17 protein-coding genes are annotated in these 20,238 nt (G+C 38.6%); 2 read left to right on the forward strand and 15 right to left on the reverse strand.

Translation table 11 applies throughout. The features are described from left to right. Positions 1-93 precede the first annotated feature (93 nt). On the forward strand, positions 94-1,005 hold the full coding sequence (locus NAG76_06490) for a YafY family transcriptional regulator (protein ID URN95889.1): 912 nt from the start codon (positions 94-96) through the stop codon (positions 1,003-1,005). 659 nt (positions 1,006-1,664) lie between these two features. On the opposite strand, the gene NAG76_06495 is transcribed toward NAG76_06490, so the two are convergent. The 6 genes from NAG76_06495 to NAG76_06520 form a co-directional block, all read right to left on the reverse strand. Continuing rightward, positions 1,665-2,600 carry a restriction endonuclease gene (locus NAG76_06495; GenBank protein ID URN95890.1) on the reverse strand — a complete coding sequence of 312 codons (936 nt, stop codon included), beginning with the start codon at positions 2,598-2,600 and terminating at the stop codon, positions 1,665-1,667. A gap of 37 nt (positions 2,601-2,637) precedes the next feature. Continuing rightward, a complete protein-coding gene (locus NAG76_06500) occupies positions 2,638-4,539 on the reverse strand; it encodes an AAA family ATPase (GenBank protein ID URN95891.1) in 1,902 nt (633 codons plus the stop codon). 316 nt (positions 4,540-4,855) lie between these two features. Continuing rightward, positions 4,856-5,488, reverse strand: a complete 633-nt coding sequence (locus NAG76_06505; protein ID URN95892.1) for a hypothetical protein — start codon at positions 5,486-5,488, stop codon at positions 4,856-4,858. Between the two features lie 231 nt (positions 5,489-5,719). Beyond that, positions 5,720-6,199 carry a 23S rRNA (pseudouridine(1915)-N(3))-methyltransferase RlmH gene (rlmH, locus tag NAG76_06510; GenBank protein URN95893.1) on the reverse strand — a complete coding sequence of 160 codons (480 nt, stop codon included), beginning with the start codon at positions 6,197-6,199 and terminating at the stop codon, positions 5,720-5,722. Then, complete coding sequence (locus NAG76_06515) at positions 6,200-6,367, reverse strand: CxxH/CxxC protein (protein URN95894.1); 168 nt, start codon at positions 6,365-6,367, stop codon at positions 6,200-6,202. It lies immediately after the preceding gene. Positions 6,368-6,553: 186 nt separating this feature from the next. Continuing rightward, entirely contained in the window at positions 6,554-7,855 is a 1,302-nt protein-coding gene (locus NAG76_06520) for a trypsin-like peptidase domain-containing protein (GenBank protein URN95895.1), read from the reverse strand. Positions 7,856-8,002: 147 nt separating this feature from the next. Between NAG76_06520 and NAG76_06525 the strand changes: the two genes are divergently transcribed. Continuing rightward, entirely contained in the window at positions 8,003-8,236 is a 234-nt protein-coding gene (locus tag NAG76_06525) for a hypothetical protein (GenBank protein ID URN95896.1), read from the forward strand. On the opposite strand, the gene NAG76_06530 is transcribed toward NAG76_06525, so the two are convergent. The 9 genes from NAG76_06530 to dnaB all read right to left on the reverse strand — a co-directional run bounded on the left by NAG76_06530 (position 8,187) and on the right by dnaB (position 19,963). Next, complete coding sequence (locus NAG76_06530; protein URN95897.1) at positions 8,187-8,993, reverse strand: MBL fold metallo-hydrolase; 807 nt, start codon at positions 8,991-8,993, stop codon at positions 8,187-8,189. The genes NAG76_06525 and NAG76_06530 overlap by 50 nt on opposite strands. A 41-nt stretch (positions 8,994-9,034) precedes the next feature. Next, positions 9,035-9,778 (reverse strand): two-component system regulatory protein YycI, encoded by a 744-nt coding sequence (locus NAG76_06535; protein URN95898.1) that lies wholly within the window; start codon positions 9,776-9,778, stop codon positions 9,035-9,037. 388 nt (positions 9,779-10,166) lie between these two features. After that, on the reverse strand, positions 10,167-11,495 hold the full coding sequence (gene yycH, locus NAG76_06540) for a two-component system activity regulator YycH (GenBank protein URN95899.1): 1,329 nt from the start codon (positions 11,493-11,495) through the stop codon (positions 10,167-10,169). Continuing rightward, positions 11,492-13,339: a cell wall metabolism sensor histidine kinase WalK gene (gene walK, locus NAG76_06545; protein URN95900.1), complete on the reverse strand. Its 1,848-nt coding sequence runs from the start codon at positions 13,337-13,339 to the stop codon at positions 11,492-11,494. The genes yycH and walK overlap by 4 nt, the downstream gene beginning before the upstream one ends. Then, positions 13,339-14,085, reverse strand: coding sequence for a response regulator YycF (gene yycF / locus NAG76_06550; protein ID URN95901.1), 747 nt, complete (start codon positions 14,083-14,085; stop codon positions 13,339-13,341). Before yycF ends, walK begins: the two co-directional genes overlap by 1 nt. A 175-nt stretch (positions 14,086-14,260) precedes the next feature. Then, complete coding sequence (locus NAG76_06555) at positions 14,261-15,856, reverse strand: peptidoglycan DD-metalloendopeptidase family protein (GenBank protein ID URN95902.1); 1,596 nt, start codon at positions 15,854-15,856, stop codon at positions 14,261-14,263. Positions 15,857-15,995: 139 nt separating this feature from the next. Then, entirely contained in the window at positions 15,996-16,583 is a 588-nt protein-coding gene (locus NAG76_06560; protein URN95903.1) for a hypothetical protein, read from the reverse strand. A 582-nt stretch (positions 16,584-17,165) separates the two neighbouring features. Then, positions 17,166-18,449, reverse strand: a complete 1,284-nt coding sequence (locus NAG76_06565; GenBank protein URN95904.1) for an adenylosuccinate synthase — start codon at positions 18,447-18,449, stop codon at positions 17,166-17,168. Between the two features lie 152 nt (positions 18,450-18,601). Continuing rightward, a complete protein-coding gene (gene dnaB, locus NAG76_06570; protein ID URN95905.1) occupies positions 18,602-19,963 on the reverse strand; it encodes a replicative DNA helicase in 1,362 nt (453 codons plus the stop codon). Positions 19,964-20,238 lie beyond the last annotated feature (275 nt).

Genomic DNA, 20,238 nt, shown 5'->3' on the forward strand with positions numbered 1-20,238 from the left:
TAAAACCTCCTTCTTGTGATACATGTAGTATAATGGATAAACGGTGACATCTAGGTGTCACCTTTTTGAAATAATGAAAAAAAGAGGGCAATTATGGACAAAGCGGAGAGACTCATTTCTATTATCATGATATTGCTGAAAAAAGAGGTTGTTTCTACAACGGAATTCTCACAACTATTCAATGTTTCCAAAAGAACGATCCTTCGCGATATGGAAACATTGAGCTTATCGAACATCCCGATCTACTCTGTCATTGGGGTCAAAGGCGGCTTCGGCATCATGGATGAATACAAGGTGGATAAACGCCTATTAAGCAGCTCCGATTTACAGAATATATTAACTGCGCTCGGTGGATTGGAACAAATCATCCGTAATGAAGAAGTTGAAAGAACGATAAAAAAAATAGAGGCAATGGTTAGTCCATTGTCTCTTAATCGTTCCATTCAACTGTCGTTTTATGATTGGGAAGGTCGGTCAGAAATTCTTGAAACCGTAAAGACATGTCAAGAATCCATAACAAAGAAAAGACTGGTTTCGTTTGATTATACAGATAAAGAGGGGGCTGTAACGGATAGAATGGTTGAGCCCTATGAGCTGCATTTTAGCGAATCGAGTTGGTACTTGAAAGGATTCTGTTTACATCGACAGGGATCTCGAACATTCAAATTATCCCGCATTGATCATATTACTATGGATGAACGTGCGTTTCATCCTAGAGACGATTGGTCTGAGCAAGGACACGAAGCAAGTTATCTACCGCAATTCGTCACTATTAAAGCATGGATATCGCCTAGCATAAAAGATCAAATCATTGAAAGGTATGGTCGAAAAAGTATTGAAGACCATGGTTCTGGACTTTTATTAGCAACCATATATGTGCCTCAAAATCGTATGGGATTTCAACTTTTAGCAAGCTTCGGTACTTATCTAAAAGTTGTAGAGCCCAAAACCTATGTTGAAGACTTTCGAAATTATTTATCTCAAGTGATGGAGAACTATTCCTGATCAAGGTCTCGTCTCGGCCTATATGACCGACTCCACATGAGTTGGGTCTTTACGCGCTTCTTCATAGGTTTAGCATCGAAGCCTCAACCTTCAACTCAACTTTTCGCCCTACTTATGATACGGTTCGCCGTTGTGTATTTAAATGAGATTAAAAATTCTATATACTCCGTTATTTTGCTTCAGGTAAACTTAACTTAAACTCGCTTGACAATTTCTTATAAAAATCTCTTTTAAATAATTTATCCGCGTTAACAAGCCTAAATCTCTTTTTAGTTACATCCTCCTTAATACACCTTATTTGCTTATTAAATATAATATTATATTCATTATATTTTATGTTGCTCAAAAAACTATCTACTGAAGTTTCATGGTGTTTATATATTTTTGAAAAATAGCGAGATAATGTATAGACAAGAACATCACCTCTTGCAATATAATTCTGATCTTCAAGTATCTTAGTTCTAAACGCCGTTTCTAAAATTATGGAAGCTATTAACTCTTCTCTATAATACACACATAAATCTGTAAAAAAATTGGGGAATTCAACTATTTTGTTGAATATTACAACTAATTTATCAATTTGACTTGATTCACACTTTAATAATAATTTGTGGTTATTAAAAATAATTTCACAGAATTGTGTTAATAAATAATGTTCGTCACTTGGTTAGTTTTTCTCTTTTCCTCCCATACTTCCTCCTTTTATTCTCAATAAGAATAGCTAATCTATTTACCCAATCGCTTCCTAAATGAGCGTTGAAAAGAACATTAATATCTTCAAACGTCCATATTTGAATTCTTTTGTCGAAATTTCTGATGTTATCATTTACATAACCTGTACAGAAAATCACTCCCCTGTTTACTTTATTTTCGAGGATAACATCTCTGAACGCTCTGACAGTATTTAACTCTAGCTTTGTTGTTTTATACAACTTGCATTCAACATATACTTGTTCTTCGCCATCTGTCCTTTCAATAGTTGCAATGACATCCTTACCTCCATCACGAGTTGCAGTTGTCCATACCGTTTCATAACCCATGCTCTCATATAGATTCTCAATTAACCACTCGAACTCCACAGGCTTCAGCTTAGTCAAATGCTCTAAAGAATTTTCAAAATTAATGAACTTAGCAACTATTATTTGAATACACTGGTCTCCCCCATAAATTCTGTCATCTGGCAAGCTTGGCTGTGAATAGATATAGCTTTCAAGTGCCCTAATTGCTTTGTAAGGACTATGTGGCAATAACTCTATTATCCACGTCAAACCTTCCCAAGCGTCCTGTCCATTTGCTAGTCTTTTATACCTCTCACTATAGAACATATCTTTCGCAAAGTCCTTGTGAGCTTCATTGTCTGAATCCTTCAAAAGCAAGTAAGTCTTGTAATCTGATACGTCAATACCTCGAGTAATAGGACATAGTAAGCACCTTAATATATCCTTAACATAGTCAGTCGACCTATTCTCAATTCCCTCAATAAGCTCCTCAACCCACTCATCACAAGGAATTCTTAAAGAAGGATATACTTCTTTGCCAGAAAGAACTAGATTTACCCATTCATCAAGTGTATTGTAATTATCTGTATAATACATATATTTTGACCCCGATCTTTAAACGATAATATATCACTTATTCAGCTTCCGCAGCTGCTACCTTCGCATTAACAATCTCCTGGTCTTGTGGCAACAAATTAAATGACTCTCTAAAAACATCAGATATTATTAATCGCCACATAGGGGCTATCGAGTCCCATTCATCAGTCCAATTCATGGTAATGTTAGCAAATGCTTTATAAGGCTTTTCATTAGGAGGAGGGGTGTACCCAAGCACATCCTCTATACAATTCGCAAGCATTATTCTCCTGGATTCATCACCCACAGCCTCAAGAATCGGATCGTTAAATATTTCCGCCCGTTCCTTTCCTTCATCTTTATCATGAATAACAATAGGATTGATGCCCATAGCCCTTAAGTACTTTACAAGAGCAATTATTGTCGCTTTTCCCCTTGCCTTAACAATTTGCCAATTACACTCTATATCTTTCCTTACTACCTCGGGCATTCGACTTATCGTTTCCCTAAGTACGATATCCTCTGTATCTCCCTCAACCACCAACACATGCTTAGAGAAAAATACTCTGGATATATAATCATCTAATTTCAACAACATTTTAACATATGTTTTGTCGTCATTTTGAAGCCTCAAGAACTCCTCACTGGCGTTAAACGCATTACATTTCAGTCTCTCTATTTTAATCTGACCATTATCGCTTGCGTACTCGTCATTTTCTCTAGATAGAGAATTTAAAATCTGCAAAGGCTTTTTGCTCAAATCAATCATATAAGGAGAATGAGTTGTACAAACAATTTGATTGTTATGAGTTCCTGCCAACTCGTATATTGTATCTCTCATTTGCTTCGCAGCATTGGGGTGTAAATATATCTCAGGTTCTTCAAAACCTATAATTAAAGGTCTATGCTCTTGTCCAGCTGTTTTTCTATTATTACGTAAATTTCGATACCTTAGCAGGGCAAAAACTGCGGATCGAATCATTCCTGTGCCTTGCAGATTTACTGGCGTATTGATGTTACTGAACATGGAAATAGTAAACTGTGGTTTAATTACTTTATCCGCATCAGCTAGGTTAGTAAGCGCTCTTAATCCAGTATTAGGGAAGACATCTTTCATAACTCCATTTAATTCTGTCATCATTTGCCCAAACTCACTTTGGGCATTCGTTGGATCAAGTTCCTCAGCGAGCTGATTCAAAAATAACTGGGCTTGTTTATAATTATTTGATGAGTCTCTTACATCATTAAATAGCTCAACTAAAGTGGAAACTAACGCACCTGAATTACCTGAAAGTTCTTCTGCCTTATCCTGAGCAGGAATCAGTAAAAATTTAGGAAGCTTAATTAACACGTTTGCAGGAATGCCTCCTGGATTCTTAAACCACTCTTCAGCCTCCTCATCATACTCGTATAACTCTTCAACTTCTTCAATAACTGTCTTTACTTTAGCAGTTAATTTCTTGTCGCGATCTACTTCCGAGATTTTTGTTTCTATAGAAGTTAAATCAAGCCCCGCATCTATGTACTGTCCAACTGTACTGCAATTTTCAAACTGTGTTTTTAGTTTCTTCACCTGCTGACGCAATTCGACAGTACAATCTGTACCGGGAGTAAACGTCTTCCTATAAACCACTTTTAGCCCGCTCTCTCCATCGTCTTTATTATACTGTAATACTCTTCCTTTAAAACCTACCCACTGCTTGGCTTCTTCCGGTAAATTCCTAAACTCGGCAGTTAATACTATCTTGTCTGATCCACGTCTGGTCAGTTCTCCATCCATATAAGAGAAAAACTCTTCATCAGATATTCTTTTCACATCATTCAAAAGTATGTTAAGTGCTGCCAATACTGAGCTTTTACCTACATTATTTTCCCCTATGAGAAAAGTTGCATCTGAAAATAATACAATTGTATCTGTATGTCTCCTAAATCCCTCAATCTCCAACTTATACAACCGCATTGGTAGTTCCTCCTCTTCAGCTTTATATATCTATATTTCACCAATAAATGTCAAAATCCTCCTTTGGCAATAAAGATTTAGAACTGAAATAGGGGCATTTTAGCTCAATGCTGCACATTTCCCAGTAATCGCTATGGAATCCAAAAATTAAAGCTCAGGCACGGTAGGTGCCTGAGCTTCGTATAATAGATAAATGTGGCTCAAAAAAGCTATTTCTTCAAATGCAACATACACTACACATGTGTGGGATAAGCTTACCCAGTTTGTTGCATGGACAACAGGGAATATCCTAACTAAGCACTTGTTAATTCCTTAATTACTTTTTTATAGAATTCAACAATGTGATTGCTTCTTGACTTAAATTATATGTTTTTGAATTTTCATAATCAGTTACCGGAAAAACATTTACAATATCATCAATATTAATATAATGCATATGACATTGCTCGATTCTATTGTCGATTTCTTCAATAATAAATCCCCTACTGCCTGATAATTTATAATCATTTTCAAAAGATGTATAGGATAGATCAACAAACTCCGTATTACAATAGTCTTTCCACTCTCCTCCGGTCTTTCTCATTGCAATCACAATAAAATCTTGAAAATTTATTGGAACTAAATTCAAGTTTTTATCTACTTCGAGTTCTAGAATTGAGTAATCTTCCCCTAGAAAAGATACAGAATCGGAAAACATAGGGTTAGATTCAAAGAAATCGCGATAATCATTGTAATTCGTTACTAGCTTATTGTTAAGTGAAGAAATTGCAAAAATTAAACCTTTACATTTAAGATTATTAACGGTTGAATACATATTCAACAAATCAGGATATATTGCTTTCATCCCTTCACTTGCCATTCCATTTGCAAATTGAAAGTCAGGGTAGTACATTCCATGCTGTATTATTTGCTTAAGTGTAGAATTGCGCTGAGCTGTCCATATTCGCATATTAACCTCTCCAGTAGAATTTATTTAACTATAAGATTTAAAAGACATTAAATTGATTATACCCCAAAAAAGACACAGAACTTTACATGTATCAAGTTTAGGCTATACATCTAAGCCCTACTCTACGACTTAGAATTGAAGCATCTACATGTAACTCAACTCTCCAATTTACCACTATTTACAATACGCTTCTCCGTTAATACCATAACCATAACTATATATTTTTCGCCGTCACTTGTGGTACGGTTCCCCACGATTAATCTTCACACCACGATAAATCTGCTCGATCAACACCAAGCGCATCAATTGATGTGGCAATGTCATTCTGCCGAAGCTCAAACGTTGATTCGCCCGCTTCAATACATTACTCGACAATCCATTACTTCCACCTATAACAAAAGCCACGTGGCTTTTTCCATACGTGGCTAGTTTGTCTAGTTGCTGGGCAAGATCCTCACTTGACCATAACTCTCCATCAATTGCGAGAGCGACCACATGAGCTTCTTGCTTTATTTGAGCGAGGATTTTATCACCCTCGCGATCTCTTACTTGTTCTTCTTCTGCAGCACTCATCGTTTCTGGTGCTTTCTCATCTGGCACTTCAGAAAGGGTTAATTTAATATATGGACCTAGTCGCTTCGCATACTCTGCCATACCCATAACGAGATACTTTTCCTTCAACTTACCTACTGCAATGATCTGTATATGCATCTAGACCACCAACACTACAGCAGCTTCCTCACATAGATCGCATTTACGCGGTGGGTCCCAGTCTGCAAATTCTGTTTCGTTCAAATCTACCATATCTGGTGCATCCTCGTATTCATCTACAAAACGTTCAATTGCTTCTTCAACACATTCTTTACATACACAATACATAGCGTCTCTTCCTATCTGTGAGGTTGTTATTCATTATGCTTACAATATACCACATATTCCGCAATTGTTCTCGTTCTTACAACAAAACCGTAGCGTAACAAAGATAGTATATAGCATGCTTCTCTTAAGCTGCTAACTATATCTTTGCTTCACTACGGTTTCTATATGTTTCATCAATATTCCTGCTTAGTTCGGCTTATTTTCTCCAAGTATAGCAGTCGTCTTCACCAATTCTTTGCCACGATAGTAATGAATGACAATTTCATCTCCAACTTGCTTATGCTCGTATAAGTATTTGCGAAGTTGGCGTACACTATTCACTTTCGTATTATCCAATTGTACGATGACATCATTATGTTGTAATTCGGCTTTGAGTGCAGGACCTTGCACCTCTGTAATAAATACACCTTCATACACACCTTTTGGCAAGCTAAGCTGTGACTCGCCTTCAGTACCTTCCTCATCCTTTTCTGCTTCTTGATCTAACTCCTGCTGCGCCCAATACTGCTGCAGATCAAGCATACTTATTCCAAGAAACGGTCTAGTCACATAACCTTGCTCGATCAATTGATCAATAATCGGCATCACATTGTTGATCGGAATCGCATAACCAATGCTTTCAACGCCATAATTCGATATTTTCATACTATTAATACCGATCACTCGACCACTCAGATCAATAAGCGGTCCACCGCTATTTCCTTGGTTAATCGCTGCATCAACGCGGATAACTTCCTGCTCCCAATCCAAATTACCATTCTGATTCAGTGACACTGCGATAGTCTCATTCGTTACACTAACAACACCAAGCGTAATAGATTCACCCATACCTAGTGGATTCCCAATAGCTAATACAAACTCTGCTGCCCGCAAGCTTGATGAATCGCCTATCTCAGCTACATCATCAATACCTTTAGCATCTATTTTCAAGACGGCAAGATCCGTAAGCTGATCTAATCCAACTACTTCTGCCTCACGTTTCTCACCAGTCGTTAATACCGCTTGCACGCGTGCTGCACTGTTAACGACATGAAAGTTTGTAATGATATAAGCGTGCGTATCATTCTTCTTAATAATAACGCCAGAGCCTACGCCCGCTTCCTTGTACACAGTACTTTCATCACTTTCAGGATCGACGGCTTTACTATCTAAGCCCAGTGTAAACTTTTGCTCATTAATAATACTTACGACGGCAGGTCGTACCTTATCTGATGCTTGAACGGCACGTTGTGATGGATCAAGACCGGCTATTTCACGATTTGATGGAGAGCCACTACCAAAACCAAATATAACTCCAAATAGTAAGCAAACGACTATAGCGCTTGTAAATGATGAGATTAGTGCAATTTGCAATGTCGATAGCTTACCTACTTTCCAATCACTCAAGAAAGACCCATTCCTGCGCGACTGCTTCCTTACTCCAAAATGCTCCCGTAACGTTTTACGTGAAACTTTAGATGAGTAAAAATCATCATCAAACAAGCTCATACTATAATCGCCCCTCTCCTCTATTCTATATCATACCTACATTTTCCATTAAATAGGAATGTTTTTACGAGATTAGACTACACTAATAATAGACTACTTATCCAACTACATCATTAAATAATAAAATTCCGATAGGGGGCTTATCTCATGCCTACTTCTTATTCACTTGAACATATTCAGTTAGCTGCTCAATTAGCTGACTTGAAGCAAGAACACTACCATACTCTACTTACGATGAATGCATTAATTGCTATTCTAACTTCCAAAGGACTGGTTAACGATGCTGAGCTACAACGAACAATGAGTCGAATCGATCGAACACTTGAACAACTTATTGCAAACCTAGCCCATCCCAAGGCGTCGGTCGATCAGCAAAGGTAGGTCTAAGCGGAAACTCCTCCCGCTTATAAAATATTCCGTTACTCTCAAATATAGAATTAACGGTTAACATTGCTAGATCCATCTGATTATGATCCTGGCTAAGATGCGCCAAATATACACGCTTTGTTCGATCCGTCATTAGTTCTATTAACGCTTCTCCTGCAGCTACATTGGATAAATGACCAACATCGCTAAGTATACGACGCTTAGTATTCCAAGGATAACGACCTACGCGTAGTAATTCAGTATCATGGTTAGATTCTAATACAAGGCAATCGCAGTCAATAATTTGTTGCTTCACCTTTTCACTTACATAGCCTAGGTCAGTAGCAACACCTAATCGTTGTCCATTTTGTTCAAATGTGTAACCTACTGGCTCGGCCGCATCATGAGAAATATTGTACGTATGCACATCCATAGAACCGAACTTTAAACTCTCTCCACTTTCGAACACATTACGTTTCTCTGGACTTATTTTTCCGACATGGCGTTCCAATGCTCCCCATGTCGCTTGGTTTGCATAAATCGGTAGATTATACTTTCTAGCAAATGCACCTAAACCTTTAATATGATCAGAATGCTCATGGGTAACAAGCAGTGCATCAATAGACTGACCACTAATCCCTTGTTGTTTCATTAATTCATCAAGTTTCTTGGCGCTTAAACCGGCATCAATCATTACCGTCTTGTCATTACCTTCTATAATTGTCGCGTTTCCCGTAGATCCGCTCGCTAGTACTGTAAATCGTAATCCCATTGTGCTTAGTTCATATCCCTTCTCCTGGCTGACAGGAGCCTCTATAGCTTGTCCTCCGTATTGTCAGTTAATACCTCTCCACTAATGGCATCAACATAATAAACTTTACTATCATCTAGCATAACACGCCACGCTGGTGTTGCAACCTGAACTTCTGAATCAAATATTTGTCCATAATATCCTAACTGAATATCTACGATAACTGAACCGTTCTCTAGATACGATTCTATTAAGCTAGATACGATTTTTGAAGCAGATAATACTTGCTGTGCTTCACCTGTACCAGTAATTTCTACCCGATCTTGCAAGAACGCCGTAATCTTCAAGTTGCTATTGTATAACTCTAGCTTTGTCTGGAACATTGGACGTCCGTCCACCATCCGCTGTAAGACGAATACACCGTCACGACTACTATGCACATCATAAGAGTATTGTTCTAGATCAGCAATAAGATGGCCTAGTGCAGGAATCAACTGTTTACTAGTGAAAACCACTGAGCTATCTACCGGAGGAATAATAGATGTCGGCTTACGATTCTCCATACTATCAGACTGCAATAGATACGTGAGGTCACCCATTCGCGGCGTTTCCGAAGGTAGATTAAGATTAGTCGACAGTGTAATTTTCTTCTGTTGCATGATTTGAAGCTTATCCGCAGGCAATTCTGCCGTATTCGTATTAGCATTCACTTCTGTACGTACTTCACTCCACAACTGATAACCAAGTAATAGATTAAGCAATAAAAAAGAGAAGATCAATGCACTCTTTGCCCTACTCCAGTCCACGAATGTTCACCTCCTAAAAACTTTTCGTTAACTTCCTCGAATCACTTCTCGCAAACAAAAAGTTACTTCGTAAGCACAAACCAAACTTTTTGTTATCTCACCAGAGTAACTTCCTGTAAACAAAAAGTTACCCGTTAAGCATAAACCATACTTTTCGTTAACTTCCTCGAATCACTTCTCGCAAACAAAAAGTTACTTCTTAAGCATAAGCCATACTTTTTGTTATCTTCTCCGAGTAACTTCCTGTAAACAAAAGTTACCCAGTAAGCATATGATCTTTCCGATAGCTTCCTAAACCAATTTTTCAGATGAAACATGCAGCAACTGTAGAAATTAACTAAATAATTTACCATATTGCTACACAATTGGCTGCCACCGCGCTCATTTATTACTTTGAACGATCTAGAATACTCGGATCAATGCCTGCCAACATAGCATCCATTAACACTTCTTCTGTACCATCTCGCAATTGAACAGCCCATACAGGGATGAATTTGAGGACATTATCCCCTTGAGGAACTGCCGTTAGTGCAGGATAAATCGCAACAACATCTTGTTTGTTACTATACGATTCAAGCTGCGCTTTAAGCTGTTGACCTCCGTACAACCAACGAATTTCTTTGGAATCTGCTGCGCTTGGCAATGATATCAGTGTACGTTCATATTCGACAACGTTAGCTTGCTGTAATCCCAATTGGATATAACCATAATTAAATGGATTAATATCAATAACCGGATACTGCTCAATATATTTACGGAATCGAACATATTTCTCATCGGCCTGAGGGACATTGGCTAATTGATAGCTAGAGTCCCATCCACCATGCTGGTTAACAAAATCAACGGCAACATATACGTTTTCACTCGCTGGTGCTGTATTGGTCTGTGATGCCGTTGAATTCGAATAATTTATCCATAATCCATTTTGCTCAACTTTTAGACCACGTTTTCCATCCGTATAGATTTGAGAACCTGAACGATTCACTATGGCTCTAGTCGTACTAGAATCAAAAAACAGACTGCGTTGCATTTGCTCTGGTGTAATGACATCATAAGCAAAACTATATTCTGTTGCCTGAATAGGCTCAACGGCAACATATAGATTTTTATTAATATACTCGTAAGAAGGTAAATACTCTCCGAAACCTATATAATCTTGAATATCTTTCACCGTTAGATCGACTCGCACTGCTTCATACACAGTTGTCCCATTTTTCTCAAAGAAAAAGGCGCGTACTTCCTCAGATTCAGCAATCGCATAAATATAGATGCGATCGATTTGCGTTACATCTTGAGTGCTAACTGTCTCAATCTTCAACAGTTTCTTCAATAGTTCAAAAGAAATCCCATTGCGAAATGATAATTCTATCCCTTGCTGATCTCTCTTTAACTTCGTCCAATCCATTGTACTATTCGTTAATACTTGAAGATCCTTTAATTCGCGATTCGCAAGACGTTGGCGGACAATAAGATCATAAAACTGTGTATTGGGATATATGATTGTATGCTTGTCCTCTCCAAGATGAAGTATCAATTCCTCTGGATAGATAACACTCTCTACACTACTTGGCTTACCGATTAATTCCGTATTCACATAATCTTGATCACTTCTTGTGGTCGTACCAAGCCAAGGCATCCGGTAAGCTAGAAAATACGTCTGCAGCAAGCTGAGTATAACGAGAAAGATTAATAAACCTGTCTTAATACGCTCCATCATTTGGATTTGCCTCCATCCTGTAGCAAGGGCAAACTAAATGTAACTTTTGAGCCTACATTCAATTCAGATTCAAGCGAGATCTTGCCTCCATGCTTCTTAACAATTTCCCGGGCAATAGATAATCCTAGCCCTGTTCCGCCCATATTACGAGATCTCGCCTTATCTACACGATAAAAACGATCAAAAATTTTCGATAAATCTTTCGCGGGAATACCAATACCTGAATCTTGCACACTAATATCGATATAGGCATTCTCTCTAGATTTCACAGCAGATAATGTGATTTTTCCGCCATCTAACGTATATTTTACCGCATTGGATACTAGATTATCTAACACTTGATCGATTTGATCTCGATCAAGCCATAGATTACGAATCCCTTTCCCTACTTTAACGGTTGCTTTAATTCGTTTCTGGCGTAACTGGAACGAGAAGCGATCTGCTACTTCATCTAGCATATCTTGAATATTAGTCTGTTGGCGACGAAGCGGCGCTTGATTTGAATCTAGTCTCGATAAATGCAATAGATCACTAACTAGACGTATCATTCGCTCTGTCTCATTACTAATAACACCAACAAAACGTTCCGATAATTCACGTTCCTCTAATGCTCCATCATTGAGCGCTTCGGCATAGCTTTTAATCGTAGTCAGCGGAGTCCGTAACTCATGAGATACGTTAGCTACAAATTGACGACGAGATATTTCAAGTTTCTCTTGATCGGTAACATCTTGTATTACGGCAATCGCACCAGTAATGCCTCGGTCACGACGATGAATCGGAGATAATGTGACTTTCAGAATGCTATCTTCTTCCGAAGAGGTATCATAATCTGGACTATCGCGCCTAATGATAAAAATTTGCGTACGCCCTTGTTGTAAAAATTCTACTTGTTCCTCATTCAGTTCTAATACTTCTGGCAATATTTTATCTTGCAATGTACCGAACTCTAGTAGTTCAAGTGCACGCTTATTCCAGACGATAACTTGATTATTCTCATCAACTGCTAATACGCCATCACTCATATTGGAAAGAACGGAGATCAGCTTCTCATTCTCTTCCTCATTGACAGAAAGTGCTTCCTTTAAGCGAATGGTCATCTCATTAAAAGCCATACTTAGTCGACCAATCTCATCATTACCTAACACTGGAGCTTTCATATCGAAATGTCCTTCGGCTACTAGCTCAGCTTGACGAGTTAATCCTTGTATTGGATGTGTAATCGTATGAGCAAGCACAACTCCTAGCACACCCGTCAAACCAAGTGCAATGATTGTGCCTGAGAAAAATATTTGGTTCACTCGATTCATTGTGTCATATACTTCCGTCATTGATGCAACAATATGCACAGCCCCGACGATTTTATCATTATGAGTCACAGGCACCGCAATCATCTTCTTACGTGAGCCATCTTCCTCAATATATTCTTCTTCATTATCAGATATATTTTGCAATGCGCGACTTACTGCTAACGACTTGTTTTTCTGCCCGATGTACGATTGATGAAGTTGCAGAGAAGTCGCGACTATTTTACCATTCGCATCAAGCACCTGCACTTCTGCTCCGCTAATACTGAACAAATTACGTACAACAAGATTCAAATCCTCCGTTGTATTATCCGAAGGATCTGCATCATTATCGATAGTAGGCGATAAACTCGGTGCCGCAAACTTAGCAAGAATATCCGCTTGTTCCTTTAAATTATTCGTAAAGTTATTCACTAGGGATGCTTTTACTGTACTTATAAAGTACACACCAATCAATTGCATCGCTACTAGAATAAGTAACAAATAAATAATAACGAGCTTTACTTGTATCGTTTGGAAATATTGTCTCAGTTTCATTATATACTCCCGAATTTCGGATTGCGCATCATATACCCAAGTCCACGACGAGTCAAAATATATTCTGGGCGACTTGGATCATTTTCGATTTTTTCACGCAAACGACGAATCGTAACATCGACTGTTCGTACATCTCCGAAATATTCAAATCCCCATACTGCCTGCAATAAATGTTCGCGGGTCATAACTTTTCCACAATGTTTTGCCAAATAATGAACAAGTTCAAATTCTCGATGTGTTAGCTCAATAGCCTCTCCATCTTTATATAGTGCATACATATCTGTATCGATAAATAAATTAAACAGACTAAACCCTTGTTGTTCAAAATTATCTTGATCTTGACCGTCTTCAGCTAATAACTCCTGTGCAAGCAACGTTGACTTCTTCTGTCTACGCAAATGTGCTTTAACTCGTGCAAGTAATTCACGAGTACTAAATGGCTTCGTTACGTAATCATCTGCACCTAGCTCTAATCCTAATACTTTATCAATTTCTGTATCCTTAGCGGTTAGCATAATAATCGGCATATGTAGCTTTGCTCTTACTTCGCGACATACATCCATTCCATCCTTAATAGGAAGCATAAGATCAAGTAGCATAAGATCTGGTTGCTCTTCAAAAGCAAGACGGATCGCTTCTTCACCATCGAAAGCGCAAATCACTTCATATCCTTCTTTTTCTAAACTGAATTTCAAAATATCTGCTATCGGCTGCTCATCGTCTACCACTAATATTTTTCCGTACATGCGCAATCACCGCCTTATTTATCCTTCATATAAGTACTATTTTACCATAGCATTACCGCTTGTACCCCATCATTGCAATACTGTTCCATAATAAATTTTGGAAGCTAAAAACATATGAAAAAGGCGAGTACAAAAGTATCACTACTTTTATGCTCGCCCTCTAATATATATGAGATTATAAATAGCTTAGTGGATTAACATTGCTACCATTTTTCAAAATTTCGAAGTGAAGATGTACGCCTGTCGAGCGACCAGTGTTACCCATAACACCGATACTATCGCCTTGACTTAACTTATCGCCTTTGCTTACACCAATAGATTTAAGATGACCGTACAATGTTTTGTAGCCATTCTGATGATCGATAATTATTGTGTTTCCGTAACCGTTCTTCGTTCCTACAAATTCAACGATACCTGCATCAGCAGCTTTTATGTTCTTATCGCCTGTAAGATCGATTCCTTTATGGGTTCTACCCCATCGTGAACCATATTTACTAGAAAGGCGAGAATTAGATACTGGATATGCAAATTGACCAGAACCTATACCTGCAATAACCATTGTTCCTTTTTCAATAATAGTAGGAACTGCTTCGACAATAACTTCCTTAGATATTAATTCTTCTGTAAGAATATATCCATTCTCTTTGTAAATACTATACGTTAACTTTTGCGAACCTACTGATCCGGTTTGAATCGTTTTCGTTTCGCCTTCACGGATTTCATCATTCTTTACATATTGAATAGGAATAGCAATTTCTTCAATCTCTACCGTTTCTTCAGTAGATTTCACTGTAATCTCCGGCATACGAACCGTTAAGTCTAGCTCATCGCCTGCAGTGATTTTGTCACCTACAATAGATGGGTTATTCTCATAAATTACTTGTTCTGAGATTCCAAATTTAAAAGCAATACATCCCACACAGTCGCCCTTTTGCACAATATATTTCGTTGGCTTCGTGCTACCATCAACAATAGTAGAATATAAAGCTTCTTCATCTAATATTTTGGCTGGATCTGTATTTACATTCTCGACATCAACCGCTTCAACAAAGCCAATTTCAGTAACGACTGTCGAAGGTTCATCAGAATCTTCTTTCGCTGTCTCGTCTTTTTTTGCATCATTAGCATTAAAAGATAACGATTCAATTGTTCTAGTCGTTGACGCCGCACTAGCTAGTGAAGGAGCGTATTCGCTTTGTAATCTACTTAAAATATTTACTGCTGCTGCTTCATCCTTGACGATACCTAATGTCTTTCCGTCAACTACAACAGCTACACCAACAGCATGTGATGTAAATGATTGTTCAAGTGCACTAAGTGTTGCATCAGTTTCTGCATACAATTTAAAAGCTGTTTCACTTTCATATGTAAGCTCGCCTGTTTCTAGTACCATATTAATTCCTGGATTATTATTCGCTAATTCTAATTGTTCATCTGCAATTAATTTTTCTACTAAATCTTTAGAATCTACTGAACCTATTATCGTTCCATTTTGATAAACATGAAAAATTTCAAAAGTATTATTAGCTCTGTATTCATTATATTGTTGAACGCCTATAACGCCCGCAGTTGTTAGTAGTATGATGGCTCCACCTATAAGAAGGGTGGTTTTTTTACGCCAAAGTGGTGTTGTTGGTATCACTGCATCGGTCTGTATATCTGGTTCAGCGTTTACTGCTTTAGAGTCTACTGGTCGAATCTTACTCACTAGCTTGTCTACTAATTTCGTAACTGATTCTTTCATACGACTCATGTCCCCGAATCCGGCCATGATATTCTCCTTTTAGCACTTTTGCTATTATTAAAGTATCCTCACAGAAAAAAAGACAAACGCTCCTGATAGGATCATCCGCCTTTAACTTTAACATAGGGTTAACAAATCGAGCAACCTTTGGGGGTTTTTAGGTACATTAATATTTCTTAAGAATTATCATTAACTCTTCATATTCCGCATCGTTTAAGTGCTGCGCCATAATTTGTTGGATGTCAATTAACTCTTGATCAGTTAATCCATCTTCTAGATATGTTGAGAATGTTTGCCAAGAATCTGCTGGTAATTTCGTCATTAACAGCTCTAGCATTCTATCTTTATCTTCCACTGAAACGGTATCTTTGGCAGCTGCAATCTCCTCTGGAGTCATCGCTACTTCCGTATCATCAACTTCAATAGGCGCTAATACCTCTTGAGCTTCATCGTCAGGTTCAGTATTAAGATCACTCGGTATTTGTTCCTTATTTGTGTCTGGTTGCTCTGTGGGCTGCGGAGTGTCTACTACAACTTCTTTGTCTTTGCTTAATGTATCTACTTCACTTCCCCACAGCACGCCCCACACACCGGACATAGCCATCGGAGGAATTTCTATAGGAATCTCGTATTGCTTCAAAATAGATTCTACATAACTAGTTATAATATAACCCGTCGTCCATATGGATAGCATACACACAATTAATACTACCGAAATTGCTTTACCCACCCACATTAAAACCTTCAATACCATATCACTCACTCCTACCACTCTTCATAGTCTCTATCATTATGGACAGAAAGGGTAGGACTCATTCTCTTAGAAAATAGTTATTTCCTAAATTTGTATAAATTTTCTCTCACAGTTCATGAAGTCATATAGACTTTAAGTTGCCTAGCAAGGATGATTCAAGGGCTGTGGGTTGCGCTACGAGAACAATCCTTGTTCCAATCGCTATCCAATCGCCGTTGGGCTCCGATTTATTGTAATAAACAATAGCGGTATAAATCCGAGAACAAAAAAAGACTCAATTATGAGCGAGAATCGCTCACAATTGAGTCTTTAATCTATATTTTCATCAGTAAACTTGTGAGTATCACGAAGTGATCACAAGTACCCTCACCGAACTTTCTAGCAGCCTCATCTAGGCATACTCACAAAGAGGGCATCCTCGAGGATCCGCTTGTCAGCACCGAGAAGATGACATGAAGCTAGTGAAGCGAAGCGCGGAATGTACGTTATTGGTACATGAGCACTGGAGCGAGCGATGAATGACATATTCGAAGTCGAATAACCTTCGTTAGCTTACTCATCGTGATCACAAGCGGATCACTCTTAGTAGATTGGTAGTACTTGGTTCGTTTGCTCTCTATTACGACCCACAGAGAAGATCGCAATTGGAATTCCTGTAAGTTCAGCAACACGATTAACATAAGCTAACGTATTAGCTGGAAGATCTTCAAGACGTTTTACGTTAGTAATATCTTCAGACCAACCTGGTAACTCTTCATATACCGCTTCACATTCACTTACAGCTTTCAAGCTTGCAGGGTAGTGATGAATGATTTCTCCGCGATATTTGTAACCCGTACAGATCTTAACAGTATCAAGACCAGAGAGTACGTCTAAAGAGTTTAGAGAAAGACCTGTAATACCACTTACACGACGAGCATGACGAATAACAACCGTATCGAACCAACCTACACGACGAGGACGGCCAGTAACTGTTCCGTACTCATGACCTCTATCACGGATCAATTGACCAATTTCATTATCTTGCTCCGTAGGGAACGGACCGTCACCAACACGAGTTGTGTATGCTTTTGCAACACCGATAACTTGTTGAATGCGAGATGGACCTACGCCAGAACCGATACACACACCACCAGCAGATGGGTTTGAAGAAGTAACATACGGATAAGTTCCTTGATCGATGTCAAGCATAACGCCTTGCGCACCTTCAAATAGTACTTTTTTATCTGCATCAATAGCATCATTTAAGATAACAGACGTATCAGTCACGTAAGGACGAAGTACTTCTGCATATTCAAGATACTCTTTAATAATTTGTTCTGCATCAACTTTTGTTGAACCATATACTTGCTCAATCACTTGATTTTTCTCAATGACGATCGCACGTACACGAGCAGAGAATTCTTCTGCATCCATAAGGTCAGCAATACGAATACCGCTACGAGAAGCTTTATCCATATAACAAGGGCCGATTCCTTTACGAGTCGTACCGATTTTATTATCACCTTTACGATCTTCTTCAAGACCATCAAGAATAAGATGGTAAGGCATAATAACGTGTGCACGATCACTAATAACAAGATTCTCTGTAGAGAAGCCATTGTCGTGAATATAATTAATTTCAGTAATTAATGCTTCAGGATTAATTACCATACCATTTCCGATTACACATGTTTTATTGGCATTAAAGATACCAGAAGGTATCATTGTCAGCTTATATTTTTTATTATCAATAAGGATCGTGTGGCCAGCATTGTTACCACCTTGGTAACGCGCTACTACGTCCGCACCTTCCGCAAGAAAATCGGTAATTTTACCTTTCCCTTCATCTCCCCATTGCGTACCAACAACAACTACTGTTGACATAGCCATACCTCCACTCGATGTATCCACATCGATAATTTTTGTCACTTTAAAAGATACCGTCAAAGGACAGCATTAATATTTTACCAATCCAACTAGCAAAAGTCAAACAAAAAACGAACGATTATATGGTTGTACATATAATCGTTCGGATATTATGAAGCTTGTGATGGATCCTGATGATTTCTATCTAAGTTCACGAATTTATTGAAGTTTTTGAGGAATACGAGTTCAACTGTCCCAACGGGTCCGTTACGTTGTTTGGCGATGATAATCTCGATAATATTTTTCTTCTCAGACTCTTTATCGTAGTAATCATCACGATATAAGAAAGAGACGATATCCGCATCTTGCTCAATAGAACCCGATTCACGAAGATCCGACATCATTGGACGTTTGTCTTGACGTTGCTCAACACCACGACTAAGCTGCGATAGTGCAATAACAGGTACTTCAAGTTCACGTGCGATTTGTTTCAACGTACGAGAAATTTCAGATACTTCCTGTTGACGGTTTTCTCCAGCTTTTCCGCGACCTGATATTAGTTGCAAGTAGTCAATCAGAATCATACCAAGTCCCTTTTCCTTCTTCAAACGACGGCATTTTGCGCGTATATCTGCAACTGTAATACCAGGAGTATCATCGATAAAAATTTCTGCTTCGGATAATGCTCCAATAGCCATAGTAAGCTTCTCCCAATCATCGGGTTCCAAATTACCTGTACGCATACGAGTTGCATCGACATTAGCTTCCGCACAGATCATACGTTGGACAAGCTGTGCAGCTGACATCTCCAGACTGAATATAGCGACGGTCTCTTTGGCACGCACGCCAACATTTTGCGCAATATTTAAGGCAAATGCTGTTTTACCAACGGAAGGACGTGCTGCTACGATAATTAAGTCACTACGCTGGAATCCTGCTGTCATCCGATCAAGATCAACGAAACCAGATGGAATACCTGAAGTTCCCCCGCGGTTAGCGTAAAGGAATTCTACCTTCTCGAAAACTTCCATCAACACATCGCGTATAGAAATAAATCCGCTACTTGAGCGACGATTCGAAATCTCAAGAATCTTTTTCTCTGCATCACTAAGCATACTTGTTATATCTTCAGCATTGGCATAGCCATCAGAAACGATGTTCGTTGCAGTACGAATTAAGCGACGTAACATCGACTTTTCTTCAACGATTTGTGCATAATATTCTACGTTTGCCGCTGTAGGTACCGAATTGGCAAGTTTGGCAAGATAACTTACGCCGCCCACTTCTTCTAACATACCTTTGTCCTGCAATTGTGCTGTTAACGTCACGAGGTCAATCGGCTGATTGTTCTCGCCAAGCTCAATCATAGCTTCAAAGATCAGTTGATGGGCGCTACTATAGAAATCTTCACTCTTTACGCGTTCCAGCGCTGTAATTAAAGCTTCTGCTTGTAATAATGCCGCTCCAATAACAGCCTGTTCTGCCTCCATATTTTGCGGAGGTACGCGGTCAAATAATGGTTCTGAATTCATCTGCCCATTTCCTTTCTTCTTAGAGGTAGTTCAAAAAGCGGACTTTGATAACGTTGACTATGCTACGTAGTTTATTCGGCATCGAATATGGAGCGAACTTGGAAGGTCTAGCATAAGCTTACGAGGTATGTTTCTTGCAGAAACATTGCAGGTACGCGTGTACCAATTACGTACACTTGCGTTTCCTCCTTCCTCAAGTAGCGCCTCATCTTCTTGGTTCTGAAATCCCACTTTTTGAACCTTCATTTTAAGAGGTAGTTCAAAAAGCGGACTTT

The organism is Candidatus Pristimantibacillus lignocellulolyticus, from assembly GCA_023639215.1.
GTDB classification, from domain to species: domain Bacteria; phylum Bacillota; class Bacilli; order Paenibacillales; family Paenibacillaceae; genus Pristimantibacillus; species Pristimantibacillus lignocellulolyticus.

What these genes read in the sequence shown, in the direction of transcription:
- NAG76_06495 (URN95890.1), bottom strand. Translation starts at nt 2,600, where the DNA reads ATGTATTATACAGATAATTACAATACACTTGATGAATGGGTAAATCTA.
- NAG76_06515 (URN95894.1), bottom strand. Translation starts at nt 6,367, where the DNA reads ATGTATTGTGTATGTAAAGAATGTGTTGAAGAAGCAATTGAACGTTTT.
- NAG76_06490 (URN95889.1), top strand. Translation starts at nt 94, where the DNA reads ATGGACAAAGCGGAGAGACTCATTTCTATTATCATGATATTGCTGAAA.
- NAG76_06565 (URN95904.1), bottom strand. Translation starts at nt 18,449, where the DNA reads ATGTCAACAGTAGTTGTTGTTGGTACGCAATGGGGAGATGAAGGGAAA.
- NAG76_06530 (URN95897.1), bottom strand. Translation starts at nt 8,993, where the DNA reads ATGGGATTACGATTTACAGTACTAGCGAGCGGATCTACGGGAAACGCG.
- yycH (URN95899.1), bottom strand. Translation starts at nt 11,495, where the DNA reads ATGATGGAGCGTATTAAGACAGGTTTATTAATCTTTCTCGTTATACTC.
- NAG76_06505 (URN95892.1), bottom strand. Translation starts at nt 5,488, where the DNA reads ATGCGAATATGGACAGCTCAGCGCAATTCTACACTTAAGCAAATAATA.
- walK (URN95900.1), bottom strand. Translation starts at nt 13,339, where the DNA reads ATGAAACTGAGACAATATTTCCAAACGATACAAGTAAAGCTCGTTATT.
- dnaB (URN95905.1), bottom strand. Translation starts at nt 19,963, where the DNA reads ATGAATTCAGAACCATTATTTGACCGCGTACCTCCGCAAAATATGGAG.
- NAG76_06560 (URN95903.1), bottom strand. Translation starts at nt 16,583, where the DNA reads ATGGTATTGAAGGTTTTAATGTGGGTGGGTAAAGCAATTTCGGTAGTA.
- rlmH (URN95893.1), bottom strand. Translation starts at nt 6,199, where the DNA reads ATGCATATACAGATCATTGCAGTAGGTAAGTTGAAGGAAAAGTATCTC.
- NAG76_06500 (URN95891.1), bottom strand. Translation starts at nt 4,539, where the DNA reads ATGCGGTTGTATAAGTTGGAGATTGAGGGATTTAGGAGACATACAGAT.
- NAG76_06520 (URN95895.1), bottom strand. Translation starts at nt 7,855, where the DNA reads ATGAGCTTGTTTGATGATGATTTTTACTCATCTAAAGTTTCACGTAAA.
- NAG76_06555 (URN95902.1), bottom strand. Translation starts at nt 15,856, where the DNA reads ATGGCCGGATTCGGGGACATGAGTCGTATGAAAGAATCAGTTACGAAA.
- yycF (URN95901.1), bottom strand. Translation starts at nt 14,085, where the DNA reads ATGTACGGAAAAATATTAGTGGTAGACGATGAGCAGCCGATAGCAGAT.
- NAG76_06525 (URN95896.1), top strand. Translation starts at nt 8,003, where the DNA reads ATGCCTACTTCTTATTCACTTGAACATATTCAGTTAGCTGCTCAATTA.